This window comes from Nocardioides panacisoli (assembly GCF_039537325.1).
Classification (GTDB): domain Bacteria; phylum Actinomycetota; class Actinomycetes; order Propionibacteriales; family Nocardioidaceae; genus Nocardioides; species Nocardioides panacisoli.
The window spans coordinates 119,589-145,457 of record NZ_BAABAH010000006.1 but is presented as its reverse complement, the minus strand read 5'-3'; the positions used below and the strand labels follow the sequence as shown (position 1 = coordinate 145,457).

Annotated in this window: 28 protein-coding genes; 10 read left to right on the top strand and 18 right to left on the bottom strand. The window is 73.0% G+C overall.

Going from position 1 to position 25,869, the window contains the following annotated elements:
- Positions 1 to 4 precede the first annotated feature (4 nt).
- The 11 genes from ABD709_RS10830 to ABD709_RS10780 all read right to left on the bottom strand — a co-directional run bounded on the left by ABD709_RS10830 (position 5) and on the right by ABD709_RS10780 (position 5,888).
- Positions 5 to 304: a gas vesicle protein K gene (locus tag ABD709_RS10830; RefSeq protein WP_344775199.1), complete on the bottom strand. Its 300-nt coding sequence runs from the start codon at positions 302 to 304 to the stop codon at positions 5 to 7.
- Positions 301 to 486 (bottom strand): gas vesicle protein, encoded by a 186-nt coding sequence (locus ABD709_RS10825; RefSeq protein WP_344775197.1) that lies wholly within the window; start codon positions 484 to 486, stop codon positions 301 to 303. Before ABD709_RS10825 ends, ABD709_RS10830 begins: the two co-directional genes overlap by 4 nt.
- Positions 483 to 1,250 carry a GvpL/GvpF family gas vesicle protein gene (locus ABD709_RS10820; protein ID WP_344775195.1) on the bottom strand — a complete coding sequence of 256 codons (768 nt, stop codon included), beginning with the start codon at positions 1,248 to 1,250 and terminating at the stop codon, positions 483 to 485. Before ABD709_RS10820 ends, ABD709_RS10825 begins: the two co-directional genes overlap by 4 nt.
- The gene (locus ABD709_RS10815) at positions 1,243 to 1,584 is read right to left on the bottom strand and encodes a gas vesicle protein (protein ID WP_344775193.1); all 342 of its coding nucleotides are present in this window, start codon (positions 1,582 to 1,584) and stop codon (positions 1,243 to 1,245) included. The genes ABD709_RS10820 and ABD709_RS10815 overlap by 8 nt, the downstream gene beginning before the upstream one ends.
- Positions 1,581 to 1,841: a gas vesicle protein GvpO gene (gvpO, locus tag ABD709_RS10810; protein ID WP_344775191.1), complete on the bottom strand. Its 261-nt coding sequence runs from the start codon at positions 1,839 to 1,841 to the stop codon at positions 1,581 to 1,583. Before gvpO ends, ABD709_RS10815 begins: the two co-directional genes overlap by 4 nt.
- Complete coding sequence (locus ABD709_RS10805) at positions 1,828 to 2,061, bottom strand: gas vesicle protein GvpG (protein WP_344775189.1); 234 nt, start codon at positions 2,059 to 2,061, stop codon at positions 1,828 to 1,830. The genes gvpO and ABD709_RS10805 overlap by 14 nt, the downstream gene beginning before the upstream one ends.
- The gene (locus ABD709_RS10800; protein ID WP_344775187.1) at positions 2,061 to 2,810 is read right to left on the bottom strand and encodes a GvpL/GvpF family gas vesicle protein; all 750 of its coding nucleotides are present in this window, start codon (positions 2,808 to 2,810) and stop codon (positions 2,061 to 2,063) included. The genes ABD709_RS10805 and ABD709_RS10800 overlap by 1 nt, the downstream gene beginning before the upstream one ends.
- Positions 2,807 to 3,241 (bottom strand): gas vesicle protein GvpJ, encoded by a 435-nt coding sequence (gene gvpJ / locus ABD709_RS10795; protein ID WP_344775185.1) that lies wholly within the window; start codon positions 3,239 to 3,241, stop codon positions 2,807 to 2,809. The genes ABD709_RS10800 and gvpJ overlap by 4 nt, the downstream gene beginning before the upstream one ends.
- Entirely contained in the window at positions 3,238 to 4,317 is a 1,080-nt protein-coding gene (locus ABD709_RS10790) for an SRPBCC family protein (protein ID WP_344775183.1), read from the bottom strand. The genes gvpJ and ABD709_RS10790 overlap by 4 nt, the downstream gene beginning before the upstream one ends.
- A 6-nt stretch (positions 4,318 to 4,323) precedes the next feature.
- Positions 4,324 to 5,010 carry a hypothetical protein gene (locus ABD709_RS10785; protein WP_344775181.1) on the bottom strand — a complete coding sequence of 229 codons (687 nt, stop codon included), beginning with the start codon at positions 5,008 to 5,010 and terminating at the stop codon, positions 4,324 to 4,326.
- A gap of 143 nt (positions 5,011 to 5,153) precedes the next feature.
- Positions 5,154 to 5,888 carry a PaaX family transcriptional regulator C-terminal domain-containing protein gene (locus ABD709_RS10780; protein WP_344775179.1) on the bottom strand — a complete coding sequence of 245 codons (735 nt, stop codon included), beginning with the start codon at positions 5,886 to 5,888 and terminating at the stop codon, positions 5,154 to 5,156.
- Between the two features lie 54 nt (positions 5,889 to 5,942).
- Between ABD709_RS10780 and ABD709_RS10775 the strand changes: the two genes are divergently transcribed.
- Both ABD709_RS10775 and ABD709_RS10770 read left to right on the top strand, forming a co-directional pair.
- The gene (locus ABD709_RS10775) at positions 5,943 to 6,869 is read left to right on the top strand and encodes a crotonase/enoyl-CoA hydratase family protein (protein ID WP_344775177.1); all 927 of its coding nucleotides are present in this window, start codon (positions 5,943 to 5,945) and stop codon (positions 6,867 to 6,869) included.
- A 5-nt stretch (positions 6,870 to 6,874) separates the two neighbouring features.
- A complete protein-coding gene (locus tag ABD709_RS10770; protein ID WP_344775175.1) occupies positions 6,875 to 8,515 on the top strand; it encodes an acyl-CoA dehydrogenase family protein in 1,641 nt (546 codons plus the stop codon).
- On the opposite strand, the gene ABD709_RS10765 is transcribed toward ABD709_RS10770, so the two are convergent.
- From ABD709_RS10765 to ABD709_RS10745, 5 genes are all read right to left on the bottom strand, one after another.
- Positions 8,516 to 8,992, bottom strand: a complete 477-nt coding sequence (locus tag ABD709_RS10765) for a hypothetical protein (RefSeq protein WP_344775173.1) — start codon at positions 8,990 to 8,992, stop codon at positions 8,516 to 8,518. It lies immediately after the preceding gene.
- Positions 8,993 to 9,105: 113 nt separating this feature from the next.
- Positions 9,106 to 9,639: a hypothetical protein gene (locus tag ABD709_RS10760; RefSeq protein ID WP_344775171.1), complete on the bottom strand. Its 534-nt coding sequence runs from the start codon at positions 9,637 to 9,639 to the stop codon at positions 9,106 to 9,108.
- Positions 9,640 to 9,730: 91 nt separating this feature from the next.
- Positions 9,731 to 10,309, bottom strand: coding sequence for a TetR/AcrR family transcriptional regulator (locus ABD709_RS10755; RefSeq protein ID WP_344775169.1), 579 nt, complete (start codon positions 10,307 to 10,309; stop codon positions 9,731 to 9,733).
- A 20-nt stretch (positions 10,310 to 10,329) separates the two neighbouring features.
- Entirely contained in the window at positions 10,330 to 11,058 is a 729-nt protein-coding gene (locus ABD709_RS10750) for a VOC family protein (RefSeq protein ID WP_344775167.1), read from the bottom strand.
- A gap of 3 nt (positions 11,059 to 11,061) precedes the next feature.
- Positions 11,062 to 11,604 carry a hypothetical protein gene (locus ABD709_RS10745; RefSeq protein WP_344775165.1) on the bottom strand — a complete coding sequence of 181 codons (543 nt, stop codon included), beginning with the start codon at positions 11,602 to 11,604 and terminating at the stop codon, positions 11,062 to 11,064.
- Between the two features lie 125 nt (positions 11,605 to 11,729).
- On the opposite strand from ABD709_RS10745, the gene ABD709_RS10740 reads away from it, so the two are divergent.
- The 6 genes from ABD709_RS10740 to ABD709_RS10715 all read left to right on the top strand — a co-directional run bounded on the left by ABD709_RS10740 (position 11,730) and on the right by ABD709_RS10715 (position 21,399).
- A complete protein-coding gene (locus tag ABD709_RS10740) occupies positions 11,730 to 12,731 on the top strand; it encodes a CARDB domain-containing protein (protein ID WP_344775163.1) in 1,002 nt (333 codons plus the stop codon).
- Between the two features lie 45 nt (positions 12,732 to 12,776).
- Positions 12,777 to 14,354 carry a carboxyl transferase domain-containing protein gene (locus ABD709_RS10735; protein ID WP_344775161.1) on the top strand — a complete coding sequence of 526 codons (1,578 nt, stop codon included), beginning with the start codon at positions 12,777 to 12,779 and terminating at the stop codon, positions 14,352 to 14,354.
- Positions 14,355 to 14,359: 5 nt separating this feature from the next.
- Positions 14,360 to 16,105, top strand: coding sequence for an ATP-binding protein (locus ABD709_RS10730; protein WP_344775159.1), 1,746 nt, complete (start codon positions 14,360 to 14,362; stop codon positions 16,103 to 16,105).
- 132 nt (positions 16,106 to 16,237) lie between these two features.
- On the top strand, positions 16,238 to 17,179 hold the full coding sequence (locus ABD709_RS10725; protein WP_344775157.1) for a hydroxymethylglutaryl-CoA lyase: 942 nt from the start codon (positions 16,238 to 16,240) through the stop codon (positions 17,177 to 17,179).
- 117 nt (positions 17,180 to 17,296) lie between these two features.
- A complete protein-coding gene (locus ABD709_RS10720; protein WP_344775155.1) occupies positions 17,297 to 18,652 on the top strand; it encodes an FAD-binding oxidoreductase in 1,356 nt (451 codons plus the stop codon).
- 176 nt (positions 18,653 to 18,828) lie between these two features.
- A complete protein-coding gene (locus ABD709_RS10715) occupies positions 18,829 to 21,399 on the top strand; it encodes a hypothetical protein (protein ID WP_344775153.1) in 2,571 nt (856 codons plus the stop codon).
- Positions 21,400 to 21,408: 9 nt separating this feature from the next.
- On the opposite strand, the gene ABD709_RS10710 is transcribed toward ABD709_RS10715, so the two are convergent.
- Positions 21,409 to 22,722, bottom strand: a complete 1,314-nt coding sequence (locus ABD709_RS10710) for a hypothetical protein (RefSeq protein ID WP_344775151.1) — start codon at positions 22,720 to 22,722, stop codon at positions 21,409 to 21,411.
- 21 nt (positions 22,723 to 22,743) lie between these two features.
- On the opposite strand from ABD709_RS10710, the gene ABD709_RS10705 reads away from it, so the two are divergent.
- Both ABD709_RS10705 and ABD709_RS10700 read left to right on the top strand, forming a co-directional pair.
- Positions 22,744 to 23,979 (top strand): hypothetical protein, encoded by a 1,236-nt coding sequence (locus ABD709_RS10705; RefSeq protein WP_344775149.1) that lies wholly within the window; start codon positions 22,744 to 22,746, stop codon positions 23,977 to 23,979.
- Positions 23,976 to 25,193: a hypothetical protein gene (locus ABD709_RS10700; protein WP_344775147.1), complete on the top strand. Its 1,218-nt coding sequence runs from the start codon at positions 23,976 to 23,978 to the stop codon at positions 25,191 to 25,193. Before ABD709_RS10705 ends, ABD709_RS10700 begins: the two co-directional genes overlap by 4 nt.
- On the opposite strand, the gene ABD709_RS10695 is transcribed toward ABD709_RS10700, so the two are convergent.
- A complete protein-coding gene (locus ABD709_RS10695) occupies positions 25,154 to 25,861 on the bottom strand; it encodes an EcsC family protein (protein ID WP_344775145.1) in 708 nt (235 codons plus the stop codon). The two genes, ABD709_RS10700 and ABD709_RS10695, sit on opposite strands and share 40 nt — an antisense overlap.
- Positions 25,862 to 25,869: the final 8 nt, after the last annotated feature.

Genomic DNA, 25,869 nt, shown 5'->3' with positions numbered 1-25,869 from the left:
GGGGTCAGGAGCCCGGGAGCAGGGTGCCGAGGGGGCCGAGGTCGAGGTTGAGGTCGTCGGTGGTCAGGTCGTAACGCGCCTTGAGGTCCTCCATCGCCTCCTCGAGCCGCATCAGGCCGAGGCCCAGCGACTCGACCTGCTCCTCGGAGAGGTCGCCCTCGTCGACACGGCGCAGCGCCTGCTTCTCCATCAGCTGCCGGACCAGCTCGACGATCGTCAGCACCAGCTTCAGCAGGTCGCGCTCGACGGAGTCCGGGTCGGTCTCGAGCCGCTGGGCGAGCGGGTGGTGGCGGTGCTCGCTCATCCGCCCGCCATCTCCCGGCGCACCGACGTGATCAGTGCGTTGAGCCGGATCTGGACCAGGTCGACCCCCGCCAGGCTGATCACGACGTCCCCGGCGATGACGACGCCGGTGCCGAGCAGCCGGTCGAGCAGGTCGACGAGCGCGATGTCCGCGTACGCCTGCTCCCCGGTCGCCAGGGTCACGACCGGTCCAGCGTCGCAAAGGAGTACGGCGGCCACGGCCCGTCGCAGCCGATGGACACGCCCGGGTGCGTGCGCACCAGCTCCGCCACCAGCTCGGTGAACCGGCGGGCGTCGCCGGCCTCGACGAGGTAGGCGGCGTTGAGCAGCATCGTCCCGGCGTGTCCTGAGAGGCGCGGGTCCTGGGCGCGCAGGTGCCGGGCGGCGACCGAGATCCCCCGGAGCTCCCGGTCGACCGCCTCGACTGCTCTCAGCGACCGGGCCTCGGCCGCGCGCCGTTCCTCGGTCGCCGCCTTCTTCCGGCGCAGGTAGGCGGCTCCGCCGGCGAGCGCGGGCTCGGCGGGCTCCATGACGGCCGTCGTCGGCGCCGGGTGGGCGAAGACCTTCACGCTCCACTCCTCGCGGCCGGCGACCCGGTCCAGCGCGGCGGCCAGCTCGTCGTACCACTCCTCCAGGCGGAGCCGGACACTCTGGTCGTCGAGGCACACGGTCGCCAGCCGCATCGGTGCGGTCGGCGCGGCGGCGGCGCAGGCCTGCACGACCGCGTCGTGCGCACGAGCGGTGCGCTCGATCCAGTCGAGGTGCTCGAGGTTCTCGTGGAGCGCGTCCTCGCCGAACTCGTCGAGGTCGACGGTGCTCACGACGGCCTCGAGGTCGAGCACGCCGAGCATCTCCAGGCGTTCGCCCGCCTGCCCGCAGACACCGTCCAGGACGGCAGGAGCGAGGCCGCGGGTCACGGCGTAGAGGTAGCGGGCCGGCTCACCCACGGCGCGCCTCCAGCTCCTGGACGCGGCGCTTCAGCTCGCGGTTCTCCTCCGCCAGCTTGTCGTCGCGGCCGCTCAGCATCGGGTCGTTCTTCCACCAGTCGATGCCCATCTCCTGAGCCCTGTCGACCGAGGCGACGAGCAACCGGATCTTGATGGTCAGCAGCTCGATGTCGAGGAGGTTCACCTGGATGTCGCCGGCGATCACGATCCCCTTGTCGAGGACCCGGTCCAGCACGTCGGCCAGCGAGGCCGGCCGTGGCTGGCGGTCGGCGTACGGGCTCGCCGCCGACGGCCCGGGTCGCCTCTCGACGCTGTCGTTCCTCAGCTCGGTCATCGTCCCTCCTCCTGAGTGGCACCGCGCGAGTAGCGGCCGAGCCGGCGGCACCCGCGCAGCTCGCCGTCGCCGTCGATGGCGACCTCGAACGTCGCGAGCACGTCGGTGGTCGACGGCACCCGGCGCAGCTCGACGGTCTCCAGCAGCACCTTCCAGCCGCCCTCGTCCTGCTCGAGGCCGACGACGGCCTCGGCCTCCTTGCCGGTCAGGTCGGCCAGGACCCGGACGGCGGCACCGGCTGCCTCACTCCCGTTCACGTGCAGCTCCCTCCATCAGCCGTGCGACGAGCTCCGCCTCCCACCAGTCCGCCTCCGCCCCGCTCAGCACGCCCTCCTCGCGGAGCTCGGCGACCTCGTCGAGCTGGCGCCTGATCGTCGCCGGGTCGTAGTAGGCGGCCTCGGCCTGCTGCAGCACCACCTCGGCGATCTTGATCGGCCCACGAAGTGGCGCGCCGAGCAGCGCGGTGATCAGGCCCATCAGGCGCCGCCCACGAAGTCGTACGGCGGCAGCGGGCCGGTCAGCCGCACGCGGACCCGCTCGTGGGCGGCCTCGGCGTACGCCTCCAGCGCCTCTTCGAGCACCGAGACGCGGTCGTCGTCGACCAGCAGCGCGACCGCGAGCAGGTGGTCCAGGCCCGTGCCCGGCGTCTCCCGCATCTCGACCACGTGCGGGGCCACCAGGTCCCAGAGGTCCGCGGCCTCGTCGCGCCGCTTGGCCTCGACCGCGTGCGCGACCAGCTCACCGAGCCGTACCCGGTCGGACCACGACACCTCCTCGGGCACGTCGCGCGTGCGCTCCCGGAGAGTGCGGATCTCGGGGTCCGACCGGACCACCTCCGCAAGCACGGCCTCCTCGATGTAGCGGGCCCGGACCTTCAGCTCGGTGCGGCCGGCCAGGGCGGCCAGCAGGTCTCCCAGCTCCTCGGCCCGTGGCGCCAGCACGTCGGTCACGACCTGCTGCTCGTCGGTGAGGACGTAGCCGAACCGGACCGGTGCAACCGGCCCGCTGGCAGCCAGTGCATCCACCACCTCGTGGTAGGCCCGCAGGTCGGCGGGACCGGTGCTGCCCTCGGCGGGCGCCGGGCCGACGACGGCCGCGACCCCTCCGTGCCCGACCGAGGACAGCGGCCCGTCACCGACGCCCGAGACGTGTGGCAACGCCTGGTCGGCCGACACGACGGCGTACACCAGCAGGCCAGCTGGGTGTGCCGTCGGCGCGGCCGTCATTTCGAGCTGCTCCGCGACGACGAGCGCCGGGTCCGGCTGCGACCGGAGTCGTCGTCCTCGTCGTCCTCGTCCTCGTCCTTGCTGCTCCCCGGAGTCAGCGCGTCCTTCACGCCGGCGAGCGCGCCCTTGGTCTTCTTCCGCGCTCCGCCCTCGCGCAGGTCGTCCAGCACGCCGGGAAGGTCCTTGCCCTCCGCGGTGCCGAGGTCGAGGCGGTTGGTGGCCTCCGCGAAGCGCAGGTAGGTGTCGACACTCGCGATCACGATCCGCGCGTCGATCGTCAGCAGCTCGATGCCCACGAGCGAGACGCGGACGTAGGCGTCGATGACCAGGCCCTTGTCGAGGATGATCTCGATGACGTCGGCCAGGCCGCTAGGAGCCGGCCGCGAGAGGTAGCCGCCGCCTGAGCGCTGGCTGGTGGTCTGGACGGTCATGCCCTCTCCTCCTCGTCGTCGTACTCCTCTTCGTCCTCTTCGTCCTCGTCCTCGTCGAGGTCCTCCTCGTCGTCGAGCTCGTCCTCGTCGTCGTACTCGTCGGTGTCCTCGTCGAGGTCCTCGTCCTCGTCGGTGTCCTCGTCCTCGTCGTCGTACTCGTCGAGCTCGTCGGCGTCGTCGGGGGACTCCTCGTCGTTCTCCTCGGGCGAGTCGTCGTCCTCGTCGCTCTCCTGCGCCTCGGCCGCCTCGTGGTCCTCCGGGGACTCGACGACCTCGCCGTCCTCGATCACCCCACGCCAACCCTGCACCGCGTCCGGCTCCAGGACCGCGTGCGCCATGACGTGCCGGCGGAAGTGCTGGAGCTCGGCGTGCACGCGGCGGCCCTGGGCACGCCAGATGTTGGCGGTCCGCTCGAAAAGGCCCTGCGGGAAGTACTCGAGCACCACGATGATCCGCGTCAGGTCGGACGTGATCTCGTGGAAGGTCACCGCCCCGTCGACGTGACCCTTCTTGCCCTCCGAGCGCCAGACGATCCGCTCGTCGGGCAGCTGCTCGAGGATGGTCGCGTCCCACTCCCGGTGCGACCACCAGATCTGCGCCTTCCAGTGCAGCTTCTCGTCCTCGACGGCGTCGACGTTCTCGACCTTCTTCATGAAGGAGGGGAACGAGCCGAACTGCGTCCACTGGTCGTAGACGAAGGAGATCGGGAGACCGACGTCGATCTCCTCGATGATCGTGGTGACCTTGGGCGAGCTGCCGTTCATGCTGCCGTTCATGCCGCCGCCCTCCTCGCCACCGTTCTCGTTGTCCTCGTCGCTGTCGTCCCCCGTGCTGCCCGAGCCGCGTCCCGGGAGGTGCGGGTGGGGGAGGCGCAGCCCGGGCAGGTCCGGGAGATGCAGCTTCGGCAGGTGCGGCTTCGGCATCGAGACGCCGCCGTCGCGGGCCATCTCGCCCAGCCGATCGGTCAGTGCGCCGACCCCTTTGTCAGCCGCGCCGAGGGCTCGATCCTTCACGGTGTCGGCGAGCGCACGGGACGCTTCGCGCAGGCGGTCCTCCGCCGTGGGTGTGTTCGCCATCGCAGGTCACCTCGCCGATCTCGACGAGGACGTCTTCCTGGCTGACGTCTTCTTGGCCGTCGACTTCTTGGCGGGCGCCTTCTTCGCGGGCGCCTTCTTCGCGGGCGCCTTCTTGGCCGCGGACTTCTTGCGCGCGCCGCTCGTGCCGGAGGACCCGCTCTCGCTGGACGAGCCGCCGGAGCTCTTCCTCGCCGGCTTCTTCGACGTGCCCGACCTGCCGGACGAGCTGCCCGACGAGCTGCCGGACGAGCTGCCGGACGAGCTGCCGGACGAGCTGCCGGACGACCGGCGCGTGGCCGGCTTCGCTTTCGCCTTGGGCTTGGGCTTGGGCTTGGCCTTGGACTCGGACTCGGACTCGGACTCCGACTCGGAGTCGTCCTCGTCCTCCTCGTCGTCCGCGCTGTCGGACGGCCCTTGCAGCGCCGAGGTCATCGACTCCATCTGCGCCGCAGCGGTAGCGAGCGCGAGGTCCTTGGCGGCCTTGGTGAGCCCGTCGGTGAGCTGGCTGCGCATCTGCCCGAGCTCGGGGTTCTCCTCGATGATCTTGCCGACGAGTGCCTTCGGGTCGGCCGACAGCTTCTTGCCGGCCAGCAGCCCCGCGAGGGTGATCGCGAGCTTGAACTTCTTGGTCCTGCCGAGCAGGTAGCCACCTGCGACTGCGGTGGCGACTTTCGCCGTGGTGGTTGCAGACATCAGTAGTAGAGCCATCCCATTCTCGCGTTCCCTCCAGAACGCTGCGCCCCCTCCAGAGCGCGGGGATGACCTCCTCCCTCCAGCATCCGCGGTACCCGCTCCTGTGATCGCAAACACAGGTTTTACCCAATCGGTGCCTCGGGTCAGCCCAGGGCGAGGTCGCGGAGCTCCGCCCGGTAGTCGGCGTACGTCGCCCGCAGTCGCGTCCCCGGCCAGTCCCGCGGGAGGAGCTCCGCAGGGAGCAGCGGATCCGCCGTCAGGTGTCGGACGAGCTGCGCGGCGACGGCGAGTCGCGCCGCGGGCGCCGTGGTCCGGGCGAGCAGGTCGACCAGGTGGCGGCCGACCGCTGCCCAGCCGTCGAGGTCCCAGAGATCCGCCGCGAGCGCCGCCGGGTCGCCGTCGGGCCGGCACCGGAAGGTGGTCAGCACGGGCTCCGGGGCGTAGCCGCGGGCGCGGCCGAGGTTGGCGGGCCGGGTCCAGACGCCTTCCCGGAGCTCGGCGAGCCGGTGCGTCGCGAGGACGTCACGGAGCGCGGCCCGGTCGGCCCCCGACCGTCCGGTCACCACGACGACGGCCATCTCCCAGTCGCCGTCCCACGGGGTCCCGGCGTCGTCGACGGCCTCGTCCTGGTGCCGCTGTCGGCGTACCAGCCGCTCGCCGAGCACGTAGTCCCCCTCCGCCCGGCGGAGGTCGCCCGCGGCGACAGCGCGGGTCAAGGCGACCCGCAGCGTCGACGGCGGGATGCCGAAGTACCCACCGGCAGTGGCCAGCTCGGCCGGGCTCATCCGGTCCGGGTGGCGGCCGAGCAGCAGGCTGAGGACGACCGAGCGCGCGGACAGCGGGGCGATCCCGGTCGGCACGGTCGTCTCGGGCGGCACCTGGTCATGCTACACATCTGGACACGATTGTCGGTGAAACTGTAACGTCGTCTCATGACCGACGAGGCGCCCTGGCGCCGTTCCGCCGACGAGGACGTCGCAGCTCCCGCGCAGGCGGCGGCTGCTCCCGACTACCGGACGCTCACCTACGAGGTCGACGGCGCGGTCGCCCGGCTGACCTTCGACCGTCCCGAGCACGGCAACGCGATCACCGTCGACACACCGCGCGAGCTCGCCGACGCCGTGGAGCGCGCGGACCTCGACCCGCGGGTGCGGGTGATCGTCGTGAGCGGGCGCGGGAAGGGCTTCTGCGGCGGCTACGACCTGAGCGCGTTCGCGGAGCAGGCGATCCCCAACCACGACCCCACTCAGCCGTGGGACCCGATGGTCGACTACGCGATGATGAGCCGCTTCACCAAGGGCTACGCCAGCCTCCTGCACGCGAACAAGCCGACGGTCGCGAAGATCCACGGCTTCTGCGTCGCCGGCGGCACCGACATCGCGCTGCACTGCGACCAGATCGTCATCGCGGCCGACGCCAAGATCGGCTACCCGCCCACCCGGGTCTGGGGAGTTCCGAGCGCGGGCCTGTGGGCGCACCGGCTGGGCGACCAGCGCGCCAAGCGGCTCCTCCTGACCGGCGACTGCCTGTCCGGCCGCGAGGCCGCCGAGTGGGGGCTCGCCATCGAGGCGCCCGAGCCCGCGGACCTCGACGAGCGGACCGAGAACCTCGTGCAGCGGATCGCGGCGATGCCGCTCAACCAGCTGATGATGGTCAAGCTCGCCCTCAACTCCGCCCTGCTCGCCCAGGGCGTCGAGACCAGCCGGATGGTCTCCACCGTCTTCGACGGGATCTCCCGGCACACCCGCGAGGGCTACTCCTTCGCCGCTCGGGCGATGGAGGCGGGCTTCAAGCAGGCCGTGCGCGAGCGCGACGCGGCGCCGTACGGCGACTTCGGACCCTCCACGAACAAGGGATGAGTGAGATGACTGGACTGCCAGGGACCCACGAGGTGTTCAACCAGGTTCCCCCGCTGGTCGGCCACGACACCGCCGCCGACCCCGCGCTGCTCGAGGGTCTCGAGCGGGAGGGCGCGGGCTGGGCCGCTCCCGAGGTCCACGAGCTCGGCCGCCTCGCGGGCACCGCGGAGGCGCAGGGGTGGGGCCGGCTCGCCGAGCGGGTGCCGCCCCGGCTGCACACGCACGACCGCTACGGCAACCGCGTCGACGAGGTCGAGTACGTCCCGGCCTACCACCAGCTGATGGAGACCGCCGTCGGTCACGGGCTGCACGCGGCCCCCTGGGCCGACGAGCGGCCGGGCGCACACGTGGCCCGGGCCGCGAAGTTCTACGCCTGGTCGGTCGACGCCGGGCACGGCTGCCCCATCTCGATGACCTACGCCGTCGTGCCCGCGCTGCGGGCGAACCCCGAGCTGGCCGCCAGGTTCGAGCCGCTGCTGACCAACCGCACCTACGACTTCGGGCTGCGCGACCCGGAGACCAAGAGCGGGCTGATCGCGGGCATGTCGATGACCGAGAAGCAGGGCGGATCCGACGTACGCGCGAACACGACGACGGCGACCCCGCAGGCCGACGGGACCTACGTCCTGCGCGGCCACAAGTGGTTCACCAGCGCGCCGATGAGCGACATGTTCCTCACCCTCGCCCAGACGCCCGCGGGCGTCACCTGCTTCCTCGTGCCTCGGGTGCTGCCGGGCGGGGAGCCCAACGCGATGCGGTTCCTGCGGCTCAAGGACAAGCTCGGGAACAAGTCCAACGCATCGTCCGAGATCGAGTACGACGCCGCGGTCGGCTGGCTGGTCGGCGAGGAGGGCCGCGGCGTGCGGACCATCGTCGAGATGGTGAACATGACCCGGCTCGACTGCGTGATCGGCACCTCGATGGGCATGCGGACAGCGCTGGTCCAGGCGACCCACCATGCCCGGCACCGGTCCGCGTTCGGGAAGCTGCTGGTCGAGCAGCCCGCGATGCGCAACGTGCTCGCCGACCTCGCCGTCGAGTCCGAGGCCGCGACGACGGCGATGATGCGGCTCGCCGGCGCCAACGACCGGGCGATCCGCGGCGACGAGGGCGAGGCCGCCCTACGCCGCCTCGCGCTGGCCGCGACGAAGTACTACGTCTGCAAGCGGGGGCCGATCCACGCGGCCGAGGCGCTGGAGTGCCTCGGGGGCAACGGGTACATCGAGGACTTCGACGCCGCGCGGATCTACCGCGAGCTGCCGCTGCTCTCGATCTGGGAGGGGTCGGGGAACGTCGCCGCCCTCGACGCGCTCCGCGCGATCGCGCGCGAGCCGCACACCCTCGACGCCTACTTCGAGGAGGTCTCGCTCGCCTCTGGGGCCGACCCGCGGTTCGACGAGGCGCTGGCGCGGCTGCAGAAGGAGCTCACCTCCTTCGACGACATCGAGCTGCGTGCGCGTCGCGTCGTCGAGCAGCTGGCCCTGGTCTTCCAGGGCTCGCTGCTGCTGCGGCACGCGCCGTCCGCGGTCGCCGACGCGTTCTGCGCCTCGCGGCTTGCCCGGGACTGGGGCGGCGCTCTGGGCACGCTGCCCGCCGGTCTCGACCTCGAACCGATCCTCGAGCGCGCCGTGGTGGACGTCGGCTGACTAGCTGACGTTGGCGCAGACGGCGTAGGCCCGCAGGGTGTTCGAGGCGCCCGAGCTGTTGTGGCCGTAGGTGGTCACGGAGCCCTCGTTGAGCACGATCTGGACGCCGTCGTAGCCACTGGTGAAGAAGCCTCCGCCACCCAGGACCTTCTTGCCTCCCGGGCACGTGGCGGTCGAGCTGTTGCTCGCGTTGCCGGCGACGGTGGTGTCGAAGGTGATCCGCTCGTAGCCGCTCACGCCCGCGGGCCCCTGGGGACCCTGGGGGCCCTGAGGACCTTGGAGACTGGAGGTGGCAGCGCCGGAGAAGTCCGAGGGCTGCAGGGTGCCGTTGTGGACGTCGACGGACTTGATGGTGTTGTCCCTGATGTCGGCACTGGTGATGAGGTTCCCGGCGACCGCGCCGGTGGTGGCGGAGACGACGATGGTGAGGGCGAGGAGGATGACGGCGGGGAGCCCGCGCAACGAGAGGGTTTTCATGAGCCGACCCTAGGAAGGTCGGCCTGGTGCGACCACGGTGCTAGCCCCCGTGCCGCTCGCTGCGGAAAGTCCCCGCGGACCCGAGCGGGCCCGCGGGGACCGAGGTCGGAGGGTCAGCTGGCCTTGGCGCAGACGGCGTAGGCGCGCAGGGTCTGGGCGACCGGGGACTTCGCGAGCGCGTACACGATGGTGTTCGTCAGCCGGACCTGGACGCCGTCGTTGGTGGACAGCAGCTCGCCGCCGCCACCCCAGACCACGGTCCCGGCCGGGCAGCTCGCCTGGGCGAAGCCGGAGCCGCCGGCGCCGAGCGAGGCGTCGCCCGTCACCAGCACCCGGCCGCTGACGCCGGCCGGTCCCTGCGCACCGGTGCTGCCGCTCGGACCCTGCGGTCCCTGCGGTCCCTGCGGTCCTTGCGGTCCTTGCGGTCCTTGCGGTCCTTGCGGGCCCTGGAGTGAGGACTGCGCCGCGGACGAGAAGTCGGCGGGCTGGAGGGTTCCGTCATGGACGTCCACCGACTTGATGGTGTTGTCCTTGATCTGGCTGCTCGTGATCAGGCCGCCGGCCACGGCACCCCCGGTGGCAGCGAGGACGATCGAGACGGCGAGGACGATGATGGCGGGGAGGCCCCGCAGAGAGATCTTCTTCATCCAGCGAAACTAAGAACCCGGGGCACCCGGGAACTACGGTGCTAGCCCCCGTCTTCCGTAGCTGTCTAGACCATCGGGACCCCTGGTGCTGTCACGGAACCGCGGTGAGGGCCGCCATCGCCATGGCGACGAGGAGCGCCCGCAGCTCGGCGTCCGGGATGCCGTGTCCGGCCCGGGGCGTGGAGTTCAGCAGGCCGAACGCGGCTTGGGCGGTCGCGTGCGCCGCGGCGCGCGAGAGGCCGGGTCGCAGGGCGCGCAGCTGGTCGGCCCACAGGCCGACGTACGACCGCTGCAGGCGGCGTACGGCGTCGCGCGCGTCCTCAGGGAGCGACTCCCAATCACGGTCCTGGACGATGATCAGTGCGCGGTGCCCGAGCGCGAACTCGACGTGCCAGTCGACCAGGCCCTGCAGCGCGGCTGCGGGATCTCCACCCCCGGCGGCGACGCGTTCGCGGCCCACCTCGAGCAGCCGCTCGCTGATGGAGACGAGCATCTCGGCCAGCATCGCCTGCTTGGACGGGAAGTGCTTGTAGAGCGCCGGACCCGAGATCCCGCAGGCGGCGCCGAGCTCCGCCACCGAGACGCCGTGGAACCCCCGCGCGGCGAACAGGTCGGCCGCGATGGCCAGGATCTGCTCTCGCCGAGTGGGGGCCGGCTCGGTGGCGGTCACCCGGTCAGGTTAGTGCTCGTTCACCCCGGGAAGTCCGCCTCGGGCGGAAGCGGGTCCACGTCGTCGTTGATGCGGCGCGGCTCGAAGGCACAGAACTCGTTGCCCTCCGGGTCGGCGAGGACGGTCCAGCGGACCTCGTCGTCGGGCTCGCGCAGCCGGGTGGCACCCCTCCCGACGATGTCGGGGATGTCGCCCGCCTCGACGTCGATGTGGATCCGGTTCTTGACCGTCTTGGCCTCCGGGACCGGGACGAACACCAGGTAGTCGAAGGGCGCGCCCACGATGCCCTCGACCCACGAGTACCTGTCGTTCTCCTCCCGGCCGACCGTGGCGTCGAGGACGTCGGCCCACCAGGCCGCCTGGGCCGCCGGGTCGACGCTGTCGACCACGATCTCGAAGAGCCGTGGCTCGAGCGCCTCCGAGTCGCGCTCGAACACGCACAGCTCGCCGCCCTCGGGGTCGCGGAGCACCTTCCACCGGAAGGACTCGAGGTCGACCGGCGAGGCGCCGAGGCCCAGCACGTCGTCGACGGTCCGCGCCGCGACGTCGAGGTGCACCCGCTGCTTGACCGACACCGGCTCGGGGACCGTGTTGATCCACACGGTGTGCTGCGGTGTCGACCCGGTCAGCCGGGTGTCGCCGTCGTCCAGCTCCTCGAGGTCGAGGTCGAGCACCTTCGCCCAGAACTCGCCCATGCGGCGCGCGTCGACGGCGTCGATGCACAGGTCCTTGTACGTCGCGAGCGGCACTGGTCACTCCTTCGTCGGGTCGGCGGCCTTCTGCAGCGTCTCGGACTCCGCGCGCACCGCCTTGGTGAGCGAGGGGTCCATGAGCGGCGCGGTGCCCGGCTGCTGGAGGTCCGTGTCGCCGGTGTCGGGATTGGTTCCCCTGCTCGCTCCGGTCGTGCCGACGGGGGTCTCCACGTCCGGTCCGTCGTCGAGCTCCTCGCGCCAGTCGTCGACGCTGTCGGCGCCCGGGCCGCCGTGGGCCGCGTTCCTCGTCGGCGCGGAGGGCTCGGTGGTCACGGCCTCCGGGGGAGCCGCGACCGGGATCGGGGGCCGGCCGGCGGCCGCCTCGGGATCCGGGGTCGTCACCACGGGCTCCGCCGCTGCCGCGACGTCGACGTCCCCGCGGTCGGTGGGCGGCTCCTCCTGGCCGATCGGGAGCACGGCACCGGCGACGCCGCGCGCCACGCCGGCGGCGTACTTGGTCGTCCCCACGGGGTGGAGGACGACCTGGGCGGTACGGGTGACGACGGTCCCGGCGATCCTGGTGATGGTGCCGACTGCCGACATGAGGGGCTCCTCTCGTTGGGTTCTGCCAACCCGTTACCCGAAATCATCCGGGAGGATGACGGCCGATCGGCGGTGTGACGCGTCCAATGTCGACTCATCCCGACCACGCCTGTCCAGGAGGCCCCATGACCCCCGCCCGATCGCGCCGCCGCGCCCTCGCGACGTTGCTCGCCGTCGGCCTCGCCGCCGGCGCTCCGCTGGCCGCACCCGGCCCTGCCGTGGCGCGGGACCGGGCCGACCTGACCGTCACCCGCACGACGGCACCCGCGACCGCGACGACCGGCAAGGCGTTCCGCGTGGAGACCGGGATCCGCAACGCCGGGCTCGGCAGGTCTGCCGCCACCACGGTGCGCTACTACCTCTCGACCGACCAGCGGCGGGACCGCGGGGACCGGGCGCTCGGCGGCAGCGCACGGCTGAAGTCGCTGATCGGCGGTACGTCGTGGGACGTCGGCGCCCGGGTCACGGTCCCGAAGGGGACCGCGCCCGGCCGCTACTACGTTCTCGCCTGCGTCGAGGCGGACGCCGGCCCGGCGCGCAACGACTGCAAGGCGCCGAGCAGGCGCACCCGGGTGCTCTCGCTGGCGGGCGACGGGTCGATCGCCGGTGAGCTGACGCTGCGCGACGTCGGCGAGACCTCCTCCGAGAGCGGCACGAGCGCGTGGGACCGGACCGCCACGGTGGGGATCCGGATCGACGTCGACGGCGACTCCTACGACGCCACGTTCGCCGACGACGGCAGCCGCTACACCTACACCGGGGAGGAGCACCGCGACGGCACCGGAGAGTGCCCGACCTTCTGGGACCGCGCCGAGACCGGCGAGGGCGGGTTCGTCTCCACCGGCGACCCCTTCACCGACGAGATCCACGGCGGGTTCACCCGCGTGGACCGCAGCGGCCTGCGGATCGGCCTCTTCGTCCACTACGACGCCGCGACCACCTACGGCGACTGCGACGCCTCGCACGAGCAGGCCACCGAGGCGCTGAACGTCGTGAGCATCGAGTTCGACGAGGTCGCCCGGACCGCGACGAGCGTGACCTACCGGGCGGTCGACTGGGAGGCCGAGCTCGGGACGTCGTCGAACTGGGACACCATCGAGGGGACGATCACCTTCGCACTCGACTGAGCCCGTGCATTGACCGGGTAGGTTAACGATCGTTAACCTCGCTCCATGACGACGCTCCGGGAGGTCACCGAGGAGCTGCGCGGCCACCTCGCGCGGGTCCGGCAGGGCGGCAGCGAGGCCGCCCGGCGCAAGCACACGGACCGCGGCAAGCTGCTGGCCCGCGACCGGGTGGACCGGCTGCTCGACCCGGGCAGCCCGTTCCTCGAGGTCGCACCGCTGGCCGCGTTCGGGATGTACGGCGCCGGCGCCGAGGACCTCTACGCCGTACCGTCCGCCGGCGTCGTCGCCGGGATCGGCACCGTGCACGGGCGACCGTGCATGGTGGTCGCCAACGACGCGACGGTGAAGGGCGGCACCTACTACCCGATCACCGTCAAGAAGCACCTGCGCGCGCAGACGATCGCCGCGGAGAACCGGCTCCCGTGCCTCTACCTCGTCGACTCCGGCGGCGCGTTCCTGCCGATGCAGGACGAGGTCTTCCCCGACCGGGAGCACTTCGGCCGGATCTTCTTCAACCAGGCGAACATGTCGGCGAAGGGGATCCCGCAGCTGGCCGCGGTGATGGGGTCGTGCACCGCCGGGGGCGCGTACGTCCCCGCGATGTCCGACGAGACCGTGATCGTGCGGAACCAGGGCACGATCTTCCTCGGCGGCCCGCCGCTGGTGAAGGCCGCCACCGGTGAGGTCGTCACCGCCGAGGAGCTCGGTGGCGGCGACGTGCACGCCCGGCGGTCCGGCGTGGTCGACCACCTCGCCGAGGACGACGCCCACGCCCTGCAGATCCTGCGGAACATCGTCGCCACCCTGCCGAACCCCGCCGAGCCGGCAGAAGCTCGGGCCGCAGACCGCCGAGTCGGCTCAAGCTTGAGCCGACTCGGCGAGGTCGAGGAGCCGCTGGAGGACCCGGAGACGATCTACGACGTGGTGCCGGCGAGCACGCGGACGCCGTACGACGTCCGGGACGTGATCCGGCGCATCGTCGACGGGTCGCGGCTCCAGGAGTTCAAGCAGCTGTACGGCGAGACGCTCGTCTGCGGCTTCGCGCGGATCCACGGCCACCAGGTGGGGATCGTTGCCAACAACGGGATCCTGTTCAGCGAGTCCGCCCTCAAGGGCGCGCACTTCGTCGAGCTGTGCAACCAGCGGGGGATCCCGCTGCTGTTCCTGCAGAACATCACCGGGTTCATGGTCGGCAAGGAGTACGAGAACCGCGGCATCGCCCGCGACGGCGCCAAGCTGGTCACCGCAGTCGCGTGCTCGGTGGTCCCCAAGCTCACCGTGGTGATCGGCGGCTCGTTCGGCGCCGGCAACTACGGCATGTGCGGCCGGGCGTACGACCCCCGGTTCCTCTGGATGTGGCCGAACGCCCGCATCTCGGTGATGGGCGGCGACCAGGCCGCCAACGTGCTCGCGACCGTCGCGGGCCGCGAGGAGGACGAGGAGTTCAAGGCGCCCATCCGCGAGCAGTACGAGACCCAGGGCTCGCCCTACTACGCAACCGCGCGGCTGTGGGACGACGGCGTGATCGACCCCGCGGACACCCGGCGGGTGCTCGGCATGGCCCTCGAGGCCACCGCGGCCGCGCCGGTGCCCGAGCCGTCCTACGGCATCTTCAGGATGTGAGCGCGATGATCACCACTGTCTACATCGCCAACCGCGGCGAGATCGCGGTCCGCATCGCCCGCACGGCCGAGCGGCTCGGCGTCCGCGCCGTACCGGGACGTCCCGACTTCCTCGACGCCGCGGCCCAGGTCGCCGCGGCGCTCGAGGCCGGCGCGGACGCCGTACATCCCGGCTACGGCTTCCTCTCCGAGAACGCCGGCTTCGCCCGCGCGGTCATCGACGCGGGGCTGACCTGGATCGGGCCCGCTCCCGAGGTGATCGAGGTGATGGGCCGCAAGGACCGGGCGCGCGACATCGCGGTCCGCGCCGGCGTACCGGTCGTGCCGTCGTACTCCGTGGACGACGACCCGACCTCGTTCGCCTTCCCGGTGCTCGTGAAGGCCGCGGCCGGCGGCGGGGGCAAGGGCATGCGCGTGGTGCGCTCGGCGCCCGAGCACGCCGACGCCGCGGCCGCGGCGCGACGCGAGGCAGCCTCCGCCTTCGGCGACGACACCCTCTTGATCGAGAAGTACGTCGAGCGCGGCCGCCACATCGAGGTGCAGGTCGTCGGCGACTCCCACGGGACCGTGATCCACCTCGGCACCCGGGAGTGCTCGGCGCAGCGGCGGCACCAGAAGGTCATCGAGGAGGCGCCGGCGCCCGCGCTGGACGACGACGTGCGCGAGCGGATCCACGAGGCGGCCGTCGACCTCGCCAGGGCGGTCGACTACACCAACGCCGGCACCGTGGAGTTCCTCCTCGACGCCGAGACCGGCGACTTCTACTTCCTGGAGATGAACACCCGCCTCCAGGTGGAGCACCCGGTCACCGAGCTGGTCAACGGCGTCGACCTGGTCGAGATGCAGCTGCGGGTGGCCGAGGGTGAGCGTCTCGATCCGCCGACCGGTGGTGGCGGGCACGCGATCGAGGCCCGGGTCTACGCCGAGGACCCCTACGCCGGGTTCCTGCCCCAGGCGGGCACGGCGACGCTGGTCCGGTGGCCCGAGGCCGACGTACGGGTCGACCACGCGCTCGAGTCCGGGCAGGTCGTGAGCACGTCCTTCGACCCGATGCTCGGCAAGGTGATCGCGCACGGCGTCGATCGCGAGCACGCGCGGCGCCGGCTGATCGCCGCGCTCGACGGCACCGCGATCCTGGGGCTCACGACGAACACCGGCTTCCTGCGGGAGCTGGCCGCGAGCGAGGAGTTCACCGAGCCCGGGGGCATCGACACCGCCTGGCTGGACCGCAACCCGCTCGAGCCGCCGGACCGCGGCCCGGCCCGCGAGCTCGCCGCACACGTGTGGCAGCGGGCCCGGCAGGTGCCGAGCGGTCCGTTCGCAGCGGACGGCTTCCGGATCGGTGCCCCGGCCGTGCCGGCGGTCGTGGAGTTCGAGGACGGCTCGGTCACCCTCGGGCCCGTTCCCCGCGAGCTCCCCGTGGCCATCGCCGACGAGCACCGCGTCGAGCTGGCGCACCACGGCCAGCGCTACGTCTTCGACCGGCCCGACCCGGCCGCCGACCACGCCGCCGAGGCCGGCGACGGCACCGTGACTGCCCCGATGCCCGGCACCGTGCTCGACGTACGTGTCGCCGAGGGTGATCGCGTCGCCGCCGGCGACGTGCTCGGCGTGGTGGAGGCGATGAAGATGGAGCTCGCGCTGAAGGCGCCGTACGACGGTCTCGTCACGGCCGTGACCGCCACCGTCGGCCGCCAGGTCGCCCTCGGTGCCCCCCTCTTCCACGTTGAATCGATGGTCCATGAGGGTTGAATCGAAGGTTGATCGGCATCGAATCGAGGATCCGTCTGCACCAATCCTCGATTCGGCGTCGACCGAGCTTCGAATCAACCTCGAGAGACCTTCGATTCAACCCCGACGGGCTTTCGAATCAACGGAGGGGACATGAGCGGACTGCCGATGACGGCGCCCGAGCCGGGGCTGCCGGAGCGGGTCACGATCTACGAGGTCGGACCGCGGGACGGGCTGCAGAACGAGGCGACGTCGGTGCCGACGGCCGTCAAGGCCGAGTTCGTACGTCGACTGCTGGCCGCGGGGCTACCGGTGGTCGAGGCGACCAGCTTCGTGCACCCGAAGTGGGTGCCGCAGCTCGCCGACGCCGCCGAGCTGATGACCGGCCTGATCGCGGAGCTCGGCGACCGCGCCCGTGAGCTGCCGGTCCTGGTGCCCAACGAGCGCGGCCTCGACCGGGCGCTGGACCTCGGCCTCCGGCACGTCGCGGTGTTCGCGTCGGCGACCGAGACGTTCGCGCAGAAGAACCTCAACCGCACCCTGGACAGCCAGTTCGAGATGTTCGAGCCGACGATGGCGCGGGCGCTGGAGGCCGGCCTGGACGTCCGCGGCTACGTCTCGATGTGCTTCGGCGACCCGTGGGAGGGAGCCGTCCCGGTCGAGCAGGTCGTGCGGGCCGGGACGCGACTGCTCGACCTGGGTGCGAAGCAGCTGAGCCTCGGCGACACCATCGGCGTCGCGACCGCGGGTCACGTCAAGCAGCTGGTGGCGGCCTTCTCCGACGCAGGGGTCGGCGTCGACCGGCTGGCCCTGCACTTCCACGACACCTACGGCCAGGCGCTCGCCAACGTGCACGCGGGCCTGCAGGCCGGCGTGACGACGTACGACGCCTCCGCGGGCGGGCTCGGCGGCTGCCCCTACGCCAAGAGCGCGACCGGCAACCTCGCCACCGAGGACCTGGTCTGGTTCCTCACCGGGCTCGGCATCGAGCACGGCGTCGACCTCGCCGGCGTCGTCGGGACCAGCCACTGGATGGCCGGTCACCTCGGCCGGCCGAGCCCTTCGGCCGTCGTCCGCGCGCTCGCGACGACGTGACGCCCTGGTCCGTTGGGGCCAGTCCGTCGGGGCCAGTCCGCATGCCTCGTCGTGGTCAGGCGTAGCCCCGACGAGCGGCGGACACTGGTGAGGACTTCGAGAGAAGAGGACCGAGCCATGACCTTCAGCGGCACCACTCTCAGCCCCGACCAACCGGGCTACGACGAGGCCCGGCGGCTCTTCAACGGCATGATCGACCGCCGTCCGTCCCGCATCCTCCGGTGTGGGTCGACGGCTGACGTCGCCGCGGCCGTCGCCGACTGCCGGGCCCTCGGCGAGCCGTTCTCCGTCCTCGGTGCCGGTCACGGCGTCACCGGGAGCGCCCTGATCGACGGGGCGGTGTGCATCGACCTGCGCGGGCTGGACCGGGTCGAGGTCGATCCGGCGGCGGCCGCGGCGCGCGTCGGCGGAGGTGCGACCTGGGGCCTCGTCGACGCCGCCACCCAGGAGCTCGGCCTCGCGGTGACCGGCGGCCGGGTGCCGAGCACCGGGGTCGGTGGGCTCGCGCTCGGCAGCGGCAGCGGCTGGCTGGAGCGCAAGCTCGGCTTCACGTGCGACAACCTCCTCTCGGCCGAGGTCGTGACGGCGAGCGGCGACATCGTGACCGCGAGCGAGTCCGAGAACGCCGACCTGTTCTGGGCGATCCGCGGCGGTGGCGGCAACTTCGGCATCGTCACCGAGTTCGTCCTGAAGCTGCACCCGATCGGCCCGGTGGTGCTCGGCGGCATGCTGCTCTACCCCGGCTTCATGGCGGCCGACGTCACCCGCAACTGGCGGGACTTCATCCTGACCGCTCCCGACGAGGCAGGCGGTGGGGTCGCGCTGATCACCGCGCCCCCCGAGGACTTCGTGCCGGAGCCCGCGCGTGGTCAGCCCTGCGTCGGCGTGATCGTCGTCTACGCGGGCGATCCGGAGAAGGGCCGGGAGGTGATGGCGCCGGTCATCGAGTTCGGACCGCCCGCGGTCGACCTCGTGCAGCCGATGCCGTACGTCGCCGTGCAGCGGCTGCTCGAACCCCCCAACCCGCCGGGGATGCGCAACTACTGGAGCGGCGACTTCCTCGCCGAGCTGCCCGACGAGGCGGTCGACGCCTGGGTCGGAAGCGCCTTCCCGCCGGCCAGTCCGATGACGCAGATGATCCTCGTCGCCGGGGGCGGCGCGGTCGCGCGGGTCGAGGAGGGCGCCACCGCGTTCGGGAACCGCGACGCTCCCTTCAACCTGCACCACCTGTCGATGTGGCCTCCGGACCCGAGCCTCGACCAGGCCAACATCGAGAAGACCCGGTCCGTCGCCGCGGCGATGAAGCCGTGGACGACCGGATCGGTCTACCTCAACTTCATCGGCGACGAGGGGCTCCACCGGGTCGCGAGCGCGTTCGCGCCGGACACCTACGCGCGGCTGCGCGCGATCAAGAAGCAGTGGGACCCCGACAACGTGTTCCGGTTCAACCAGAACATCCCGCCTGCGGACTAGGACCGTCGGGCGCGGCCCGAGCTCGTGGGGAGGGTCCGGGTCGGGTGACCTGCTTGTTGCCGGCAACCGCAGAAAGTAAAAGATCCAACCGGTGACCGGCGCCGTGGCTGAGCCTCGGGTCGGGGGGTTCCTGCTCACCGTCGGCCGCTCCGCCGACGTACCGCTCGGAGGTTGCCGTGGTCCGCTCCCGCCCGCTCGCGTCCGCTCTGCTCACCCTGGCGGTCGCCGCCGGGCTCGTCGTGCTCGCGCCCGCGGTGTCCGCCCTCGCGGCGGTCTCGACGCTCTCCGGTCTCCAGGAGGCGATCGACGCGGCATCGGACGGCGGAACCGTCACCCTGGACGGCGACATCGACGACACCGACTTCGTCGGCCTGGTGATCCCGTCCGGCAAGACGGTCACCCTGGACCTGAGCGGCCACACGCTGATCGTGCGCGGATCGGTCGGGCACGCCGGCATCCGCATCACCGGCGCGACGCTCACCGTCACCGACAGCAGTGCCGGGCACACCGGCTCGCTGCAGGCCTTCGGCGGTAGCGGCGGCGCGGGCATCGGCGGCGACGCCGGCAGGGACGTCCCGGTGCCTTCGTTCGCACGTGGTCGCCAGGCCGCGAGCGCCGACGGCGGGGACGCCGGAACCGGCGGTGCCGGCGGCTCGGGTGGGATCCTCGTCGTCAGCGGCGGTGCCGTGTCCGGGACCGGTGGCACCGGCGGTGCCGGCATCGGCGGCGGGGCCGGGGGTGCGGGCGGCGTCGGTGGGATCGTCGGCCCCGACGGCGGAGCGGGGGGCCACGGCGGGGCGGGCGGCACCACCATGCTCGAAGGAGGGAGCGTCGTCGGGACCGGTGGCACCGGTGGTGCGGGGATCGGCGGCGGAGCAGGCGGGGCCGGGGGCAGGGGCGCGTTCGGCACGGCAGGTGGTGACGGCGGCGCCGGCGGCCAGGGTGGTGCAGGCGGTGCCGGAGGCTGGGTGTTCGGGTCAGGCGGAGCCGGCAGCGGCACCGGCGGCTCGGGCGCCGCGGGGATCGGCGGCGGCGCCGGGGGCAGCGGCGGCAACGGCGGGGCCGGGGCACCAGGCGGCGGCGCCGGCGGTCAGGGAGGTGCCGGCCGCGCGGGCGGCAGCGGTGGCGTCCTGATGGGCTCCGGCGGCACGCTCGGAGGGAGCGGCGGCGCCGGAGCGCCGGGCATCGGCGGTGGCGTCGGAGGCTCGGGAGGCCTCGGCGGGTCCGCCGGGAGCGGGGGCACCCCCGGCACCGCAGGTGGCGGCGGCGCCGGCGGGGACGGCGGCACGGTCGCCACCTGTGGCGGCACCGTGACACCCCCCGCGGGCGCGAACGGCGACGATGCAGAGCCCGGCACCTGCCGCGTCGTCAACCTCACGGCGCCGGAGGTCAGCGGCACGCCGGTCGCCTACGGGACGCTGACCGTCACGCCGGGCACCTGGGGTCCGGCAGGCGTGACGCTGCACTACCAGTGGCTCCTCGACGGCGAGCCGATCGCCGGCGCGACCGGGACGACGTACGACGTGCGCGGCGGTGACGCGACGCACCGGATCTCGGTGCGGGTGACGGCGACCGAGGACGGGTTCGCCCCCGCGGTGGTGGAGTCGGAGCCTGGCGATCCCGTGGCCCCGTGCACGATCCGGCACCTGTCCGACGCGGTGGTCGTGGGCACCCCGGCCGTCGGCGAGGTCCTCGAGGCGAGCGGGGGCGCGTGGGCGCCCGAGCCGGCGTCGCTCGGCTACCAGTGGTTCGCCGACGGACAGCCGATCGCCGGTGCGACCGCCCAGGAGCACACGGTCACGAGCGCCGAGGCGGGCCGGGAGATCACCGTCGCCGTCACCGCCTCGAAGACCGGCTGCACCCCCGCGACCGCGACCTCGGCGCCCACCGCCGCTGTCCAGGAGGGCGCCGTCCACCTGGTCACCCGGCCGACGATCGTCGGCGACCCGGTCGTCGGCGACGAGCTGGCGGTGACCGACGGAGCCTGGGACCCGGACTCCGTGTCGCTCGGCTACCAGTGGCTGCGGTCCGGAACGCCGATCGCCGGTGCGACCGGGCCGTCGTACACCCCCACCGCTGCCGACGTCGGTGAGCAGCTCGCCGTCCACGTCACCGCGAGCGCACCCGGGTACGCCGACGGCGGCGCGACCACGCCCGCGACCTTCCCGGTCCGGCCCGGTGCCGGCGCGAGCACGGGGGCGCCGACGGTGACCGGCACGCCGCGAGCCGGGCAGACCCTCACCGCGTCGCACGGTCAGTGGTCGTTCGCCCCGGACCACCTCGCGTTCCAGTGGTACGCCGGCGAGCGTCCGATCGCCGGCGCCACGGCCGACACCCTGGTGCTCGACGACCCGTCCCTGATCGGCCGTCCGGTGTGGGTGGCGGTGACCGCATCGGCGGCCGGCTACCCGGACACCTCCGCGACGTCCGAGCGGACCGCGCCGGTGCGCAGGGCGCCTGTCGTGCTGACGAAGACCCTGTCCCCCAAGAAGCCGGAGGTCGGCCAAGACCGCGTCGTCGTCACCGTCACGGTCGCCGCGCCCGACGGGCTCCCGGTCAGCGGCACCGTCCGCGTCCTCGTCCGCGGGGTCGACGTCGCCGACGGCGACCTCGGCGCCGACGGCACCGTCGAGCTCTCGCTCCCGGTCTTCCACACGACCGGACGGCACAAGGTCGTCGTCAAGTACGGCGGCAGCGGGCTGCTGGCCAAGCGGTCGACGACGGCGTCCGTGCGCGTGGTGAGGTGACCTGGACGCTCAGCCCTCGCGCTGGGCCCGGCGCTCGGCGCGGCGGGCGGCCTGGCGCCGGCGCTTCTTGCGCTTCCGCTTGGCGGCCTTGCGCTGGAGCTTGATCGCCGACCGGGTCTGCGTGGCGAGGTCCTCGACGGCCGACGCGACCGGGTCGTCGGCCTTCGTCCAGGCCTTCCGCCCGGGGGCGGCGGCGGCCAGCGCGTCCTGGTAGGCCTTGCGCTTGCGCTTGGGCAGACCCTCCTGGATCAGCCGGTTGTTCAGCCGGCGCAGGGCCCAGAAGCCGTGTCGCGCCGCCTTCAGCAGCTCGTCCTCGGTCGGCGGTGCCTGCTCGGCGTCGACGTCGTAGTCGGACGGGTCGGCCTTCGTCGGGAGGTCGGCGAGGTCCCCGTGCACCCGTACGCCGGCCGCGGTGACGGCATCGCGGATCCGCCCGTTCCAGCGGAGCGCCGCCCGGAAGGTGGACGGGTCGATCCGCGCCCGCCGCTCGTCCTGGCGCAGCCGTCCGAGCGCGTCGCGCGCGAGGTCGACCTTGAGGGTCCGCTGCTGGGACGGCTCCTTCAGCGACAGGGCGACGTTCAGCCGGCGTACGAGCTCAGCCGAGGGCAGCCCCAGGGACTCGTTGACGTGCTCGGGTGGCTCGGGGGTGGCGGCGGGGTCGACGCCGAGGATGTCCGCGAAGAGCTCCCAGAGCCGGTCCCGGGGTGTCGACGGGCCGGGCACGACCAGCACGTGCACGCGCTCGGGCGGGAGCACCGAGGTCCACACCCGCACCATCCGCGGGATGTCGATCGCCTCGGCGAACCGCCTTGCCGCCGGCACCCCTGCCCGCGCGAGCGCGGCCCCCACCCGGCCGCCCGCGCGGGTGCTCGCCCGGACCACCTGCTGGTAGCGCGGCCACGGCACCATCCCGCCGCTCGTGATCGAGGTCTGCCACAGCGACGGCATCACCGCGGCGGTGTCGCGGACGGAGATCACGACGTGCACCTCGAGGCCCTCGAGGGACGCCACGGCCTGTCGGGCGGTCGCCTCGTCGGCGAAGCTGAGGAACTCCATCGACAGCAGGGACATCCGCGCGTCGACCTGCCGGAAGTGCCCGACCATCCGGGCCCACGCGTCGTCGCTGCGCTGCTCGACCTCGGGGTCGTGCTGGGCCAGCGAGAGCAGGTCCTGCACCGCGCTGACCTGGTCGCGCCAGCGGCGCCCGGCGAAGTCCACGCCCTGCTCGGCGAGTGCGTCGCGGTTGGCGAGCACCTTGTTCTGGATGTACGTCGTGCCGGTCTTCATCGCGCCGACGTGGAGGACGACGACCGGATTCCCCACGCTCATCCTTCCCTCCGCGAGATGACGCTGCAGATTACCGCCCCGCCGGGCCGCCGGGTCCGGTGGTGGGGCACCCCTGCGGCAGACTGGACCGTCATGGACGGAGTGCGTCGGGCGTGGGGCTGGGTGGCTGCGCTGCGCTCCGGGTCGACCACGCCGTGGTCGGCGTGGACCGGCGAGGGCGAGGAGAACGGGCCGTGGCTGCCCGGCGCCCAGCAGCTGGAGCTGCTCCGGCGGATCAACCTCGAGAGCCTCCGCTCCGGCCGCGGGACCGATGCGCGGCTCGCCGAGCGGGTCCTCGCCGCGAGCGCGCCCGGTCGCGGCACGCCGGACCTGCTGCTGGCCGGCGGCGGCACCGAGCCGCGGTTCGGCCCGCGACCCGTCGACCCCGCCGACCTCCCCGCGGCCGAGCTGCTGCGCGTCGCCGCGGGCCTGCTCGCCGAGGACCTCGCGGCCAGCCGCCGACCCGGCTCGGCCCTCGAGCCGGATCGGCGCTCCTGGAGGGAAAGTTCGAGCCGGGTCGGCAACAGGGCGCGGCGGCCGTGGGCCCCGCGGTACGCCCTGGTCGGGCACCCCTGGCTGGTCGAGCCGGCCGTCGAGAGCCTGGCCCGGGTCGGGCGGGGACCGCGCCCGGACCCGCGCCGGGCCTACGTCCTCGGCGCCGACCTCCCCGCGATGATCGGCCTCGCCTGGACGGCGCGGGCGTTCGACGAGGGCGGCGCCGGGTGGTCGGAGTGGCTGGCGGGGCTGGCCCGTGCCGACCGGTTGCCGCCGCGGGCCGACCTGGTGACCCCGGCCCGCAACTGGGCGGCGCGGATCGGGGCCGAGCGGGTGACCGTGGTGCTGGACCCCGCCGCGCTGCCGGGAGAGCTGGGCGTACGTCGGGTCGCCGGCCCGCCGGTCGTCGGGGGTGCCGCCGCCGACCTGGCCCGCCGGGTGGGGGCCTCGCTCGGGGTGCTGGTCCGGCCGCGCCGCCGGAGCACGCTGCTGCGGGAGGTGCTGCTGCCGCGCCTCGCAGGGACCGGCGGCCCGCCGGTCGTCGTACCGGAGGAGCGGTGGGGGTGGGTCGCCGAGCGTGCCGACCGGATGCGCGATGCGCTGTCCGCCGGTGGATACGCTGTCCTCGGCGACCTGGACCAGCTGCTCGGGCAGCGCGCGACGGGAACCGTGGGGGGCGATCCGCCGGAGGACGACGTGCTCGCGCTGGCGACGCGGCTGTTGCTCGATCCGGTCCGCGTGGCAGAAGGAGCACCGTGAGCAAGAAGGTCCTGCTCCACGTCGGCACCCCCAAGACGGGGACGTCGTACCTCCAGGACGTGCTGTTCCACAACCAGCGCGTGCTCGAGGAGTCGGGCATCCTCTACCCCGGCCGCCGGTTCGACGCGCACTTCCTCGGTGCCCTCGACCTGATGCGGCTGCCCTGGGGCGGCCTCGAGCACGAGGCCGTCGGCGCCTGGGACGACCTCGCCCACGCCGTCCGCGCGCACGACGGCACGTCGATCATCAGCCACGAGATCCTCGCCACGGCCAGCCGGTCCCAGGCCGGACGCGCGCTCGCCTCCCTCGGTGACCCGGCCACGACCGAGGTGCACCTCGTGCTCTCGGCGCGGGACCTGATCCGGCAGATCCCCGCCGAGTGGCAGGAGAACGTCAAGCACCGCGCGGCGCTCAGCTACGAGCAGTTCCTCGAGCGGCTGCAGGACCCCGCGCGGGAGGGCCGGATCCCGTCCTGGTTCTGGGGCGTGCAGGAGGTCCCCGACATCCTCGACCGGTGGGGCGGCGGTCTCCCTCCGGAGCGGGTGCACGTCGTGACCGTGCCGCCGCCCGGCGGCGCGCCGGAGGTGCTCTGGAAGCGGTTCAGCGCGATCTTCGGGCTCGACGACGTCGAGCTCGACCTGCACACCGAGCGGGCCAACCCCTCGCTCGGCGTGCCGGAGACGACCCTGGTCCGGCGGATCAACATCGCCGCCAACAAGGACGTCCCGCCGGTGCACTACCGGCCGCTCGTGCGCGAGCTGCTGGCGCACCGCACCCTGTCGCACCGCACGGGCTCGCCGCGGCTCTCGCTGCCGCCGGACCTGCTGCCGTGGGTGACCGAGCTGCAGGACGCGTGGATCGACGAGCTGAAGGTCCGCGGCTACGACGTCGTCGGCGACCTCGACGAGCTGCGCGGCATCGCGCCGGATCCCGAGAAGTGGACCGACCCGGACCGGCCGCGGGAGAAGCAGGTCGCCGAGGCGGCCGTCGATGCGATCAAGGCGCTGCTGCTGGAGGCCGCGCGGCAGCGCGAGGAGATCGACGGACTGCACCGCGAGCTCGCCGAGTCCCGCGCCGCCCTCGACCGGGCGCACCTGATGCCCGTCTACCGGCTGCGCAAGAAGATCGTCCGCGTGCTCGAGTCGTCGGGCGGCGGCCAGCTGCTGCTGCGGGTCTACCGCAGGGTGCGGGGCAGGAGCTCCCGGTCGGCGTAGCGGCCGACCTTCCAGGTGTCGAAGCCGTCGGCCGCGGCGCCGACCACTCCGCCGACCAGCGGGACCCGGCGGCCGATCGTCGACGCCAGGCGCTTGCCGATCACCTGGCCGACCAGGTCCTGCGCGACGGCGTTGGAGATCGTCTGGTCCAGGGTCGGGTCGTGCTCGGGCGCGGTCGCGATCGCCATCGGGGGTGCCGGGATCTCCAGCTTCTTCACCAGCTTGGTCACGTTGTCCTGCCCGAGCATCGTGACCAGCACGGCGTTGCGGACCCGCGGGTCGTCGATGTCGTAGCCGCGCAGGTGCGCGATGCCCGCCACCATCCGGCACTGGATCAGTGCGAGGCCGGTGATGTTCGCGGGGGCGACGATGGTGGTCGTCACCAGTCCACCGATGTTGGTGACGAACCCCTCGACGCCGGCGTAGCGCACGTGGTTCTCGATCACCTCGTGGATCGCCTTGTCCACGTGGCCGCGCTGCTCGCGGAGCTGGGCCTCGGCCGCGGCGGCCGCGCCCGGCAGCGGCCCGACGCCGTGGATCGCCCTCGACAGGGCCTGCCGCACGAAGGCGGACGTGAGCCCCGGCGCCAACGCGGTCATCCGCGGCGCGAGCTGACGGGCGGCCTCGACCGCGACACCGCGGCGGAGGTTGGGCTTGATGCTCGGCACCCCGCCAT

Coding starts and splice junctions, on each gene's coding strand:
- ABD709_RS10770 (WP_344775175.1), top strand. CDS start 6,875: ATGACTGGACTGCCAGGGACCCACGAGGTGTTCAACCAGGTTCCCCCG.
- gvpJ (WP_344775185.1), bottom strand. CDS start 3,241: ATGACCGTCCAGACCACCAGCCAGCGCTCAGGCGGCGGCTACCTCTCG.
- ABD709_RS10830 (WP_344775199.1), bottom strand. CDS start 304: ATGAGCGAGCACCGCCACCACCCGCTCGCCCAGCGGCTCGAGACCGAC.
- ABD709_RS10805 (WP_344775189.1), bottom strand. CDS start 2,061: ATGGGCCTGATCACCGCGCTGCTCGGCGCGCCACTTCGTGGGCCGATC.
- ABD709_RS10720 (WP_344775155.1), top strand. CDS start 17,297: ATGACCTTCAGCGGCACCACTCTCAGCCCCGACCAACCGGGCTACGAC.
- ABD709_RS10760 (WP_344775171.1), bottom strand. CDS start 9,639: ATGAAGAAGATCTCTCTGCGGGGCCTCCCCGCCATCATCGTCCTCGCC.
- ABD709_RS10740 (WP_344775163.1), top strand. CDS start 11,730: ATGACCCCCGCCCGATCGCGCCGCCGCGCCCTCGCGACGTTGCTCGCC.
- ABD709_RS10815 (WP_344775193.1), bottom strand. CDS start 1,584: ATGACCGAGCTGAGGAACGACAGCGTCGAGAGGCGACCCGGGCCGTCG.
- ABD709_RS10735 (WP_344775161.1), top strand. CDS start 12,777: ATGACGACGCTCCGGGAGGTCACCGAGGAGCTGCGCGGCCACCTCGCG.
- ABD709_RS10785 (WP_344775181.1), bottom strand. CDS start 5,010: ATGTCTGCAACCACCACGGCGAAAGTCGCCACCGCAGTCGCAGGTGGC.
- ABD709_RS10800 (WP_344775187.1), bottom strand. CDS start 2,810: ATGACGGCCGCGCCGACGGCACACCCAGCTGGCCTGCTGGTGTACGCC.
- ABD709_RS10705 (WP_344775149.1), top strand. CDS start 22,744: ATGACGCTGCAGATTACCGCCCCGCCGGGCCGCCGGGTCCGGTGGTGG.
- ABD709_RS10775 (WP_344775177.1), top strand. CDS start 5,943: ATGACCGACGAGGCGCCCTGGCGCCGTTCCGCCGACGAGGACGTCGCA.
- ABD709_RS10745 (WP_344775165.1), bottom strand. CDS start 11,604: ATGTCGGCAGTCGGCACCATCACCAGGATCGCCGGGACCGTCGTCACC.
- ABD709_RS10725 (WP_344775157.1), top strand. CDS start 16,238: ATGAGCGGACTGCCGATGACGGCGCCCGAGCCGGGGCTGCCGGAGCGG.
- ABD709_RS10790 (WP_344775183.1), bottom strand. CDS start 4,317: ATGGCGAACACACCCACGGCGGAGGACCGCCTGCGCGAAGCGTCCCGT.
- ABD709_RS10730 (WP_344775159.1), top strand. CDS start 14,360: ATGATCACCACTGTCTACATCGCCAACCGCGGCGAGATCGCGGTCCGC.
- ABD709_RS10765 (WP_344775173.1), bottom strand. CDS start 8,992: ATGAAAACCCTCTCGTTGCGCGGGCTCCCCGCCGTCATCCTCCTCGCC.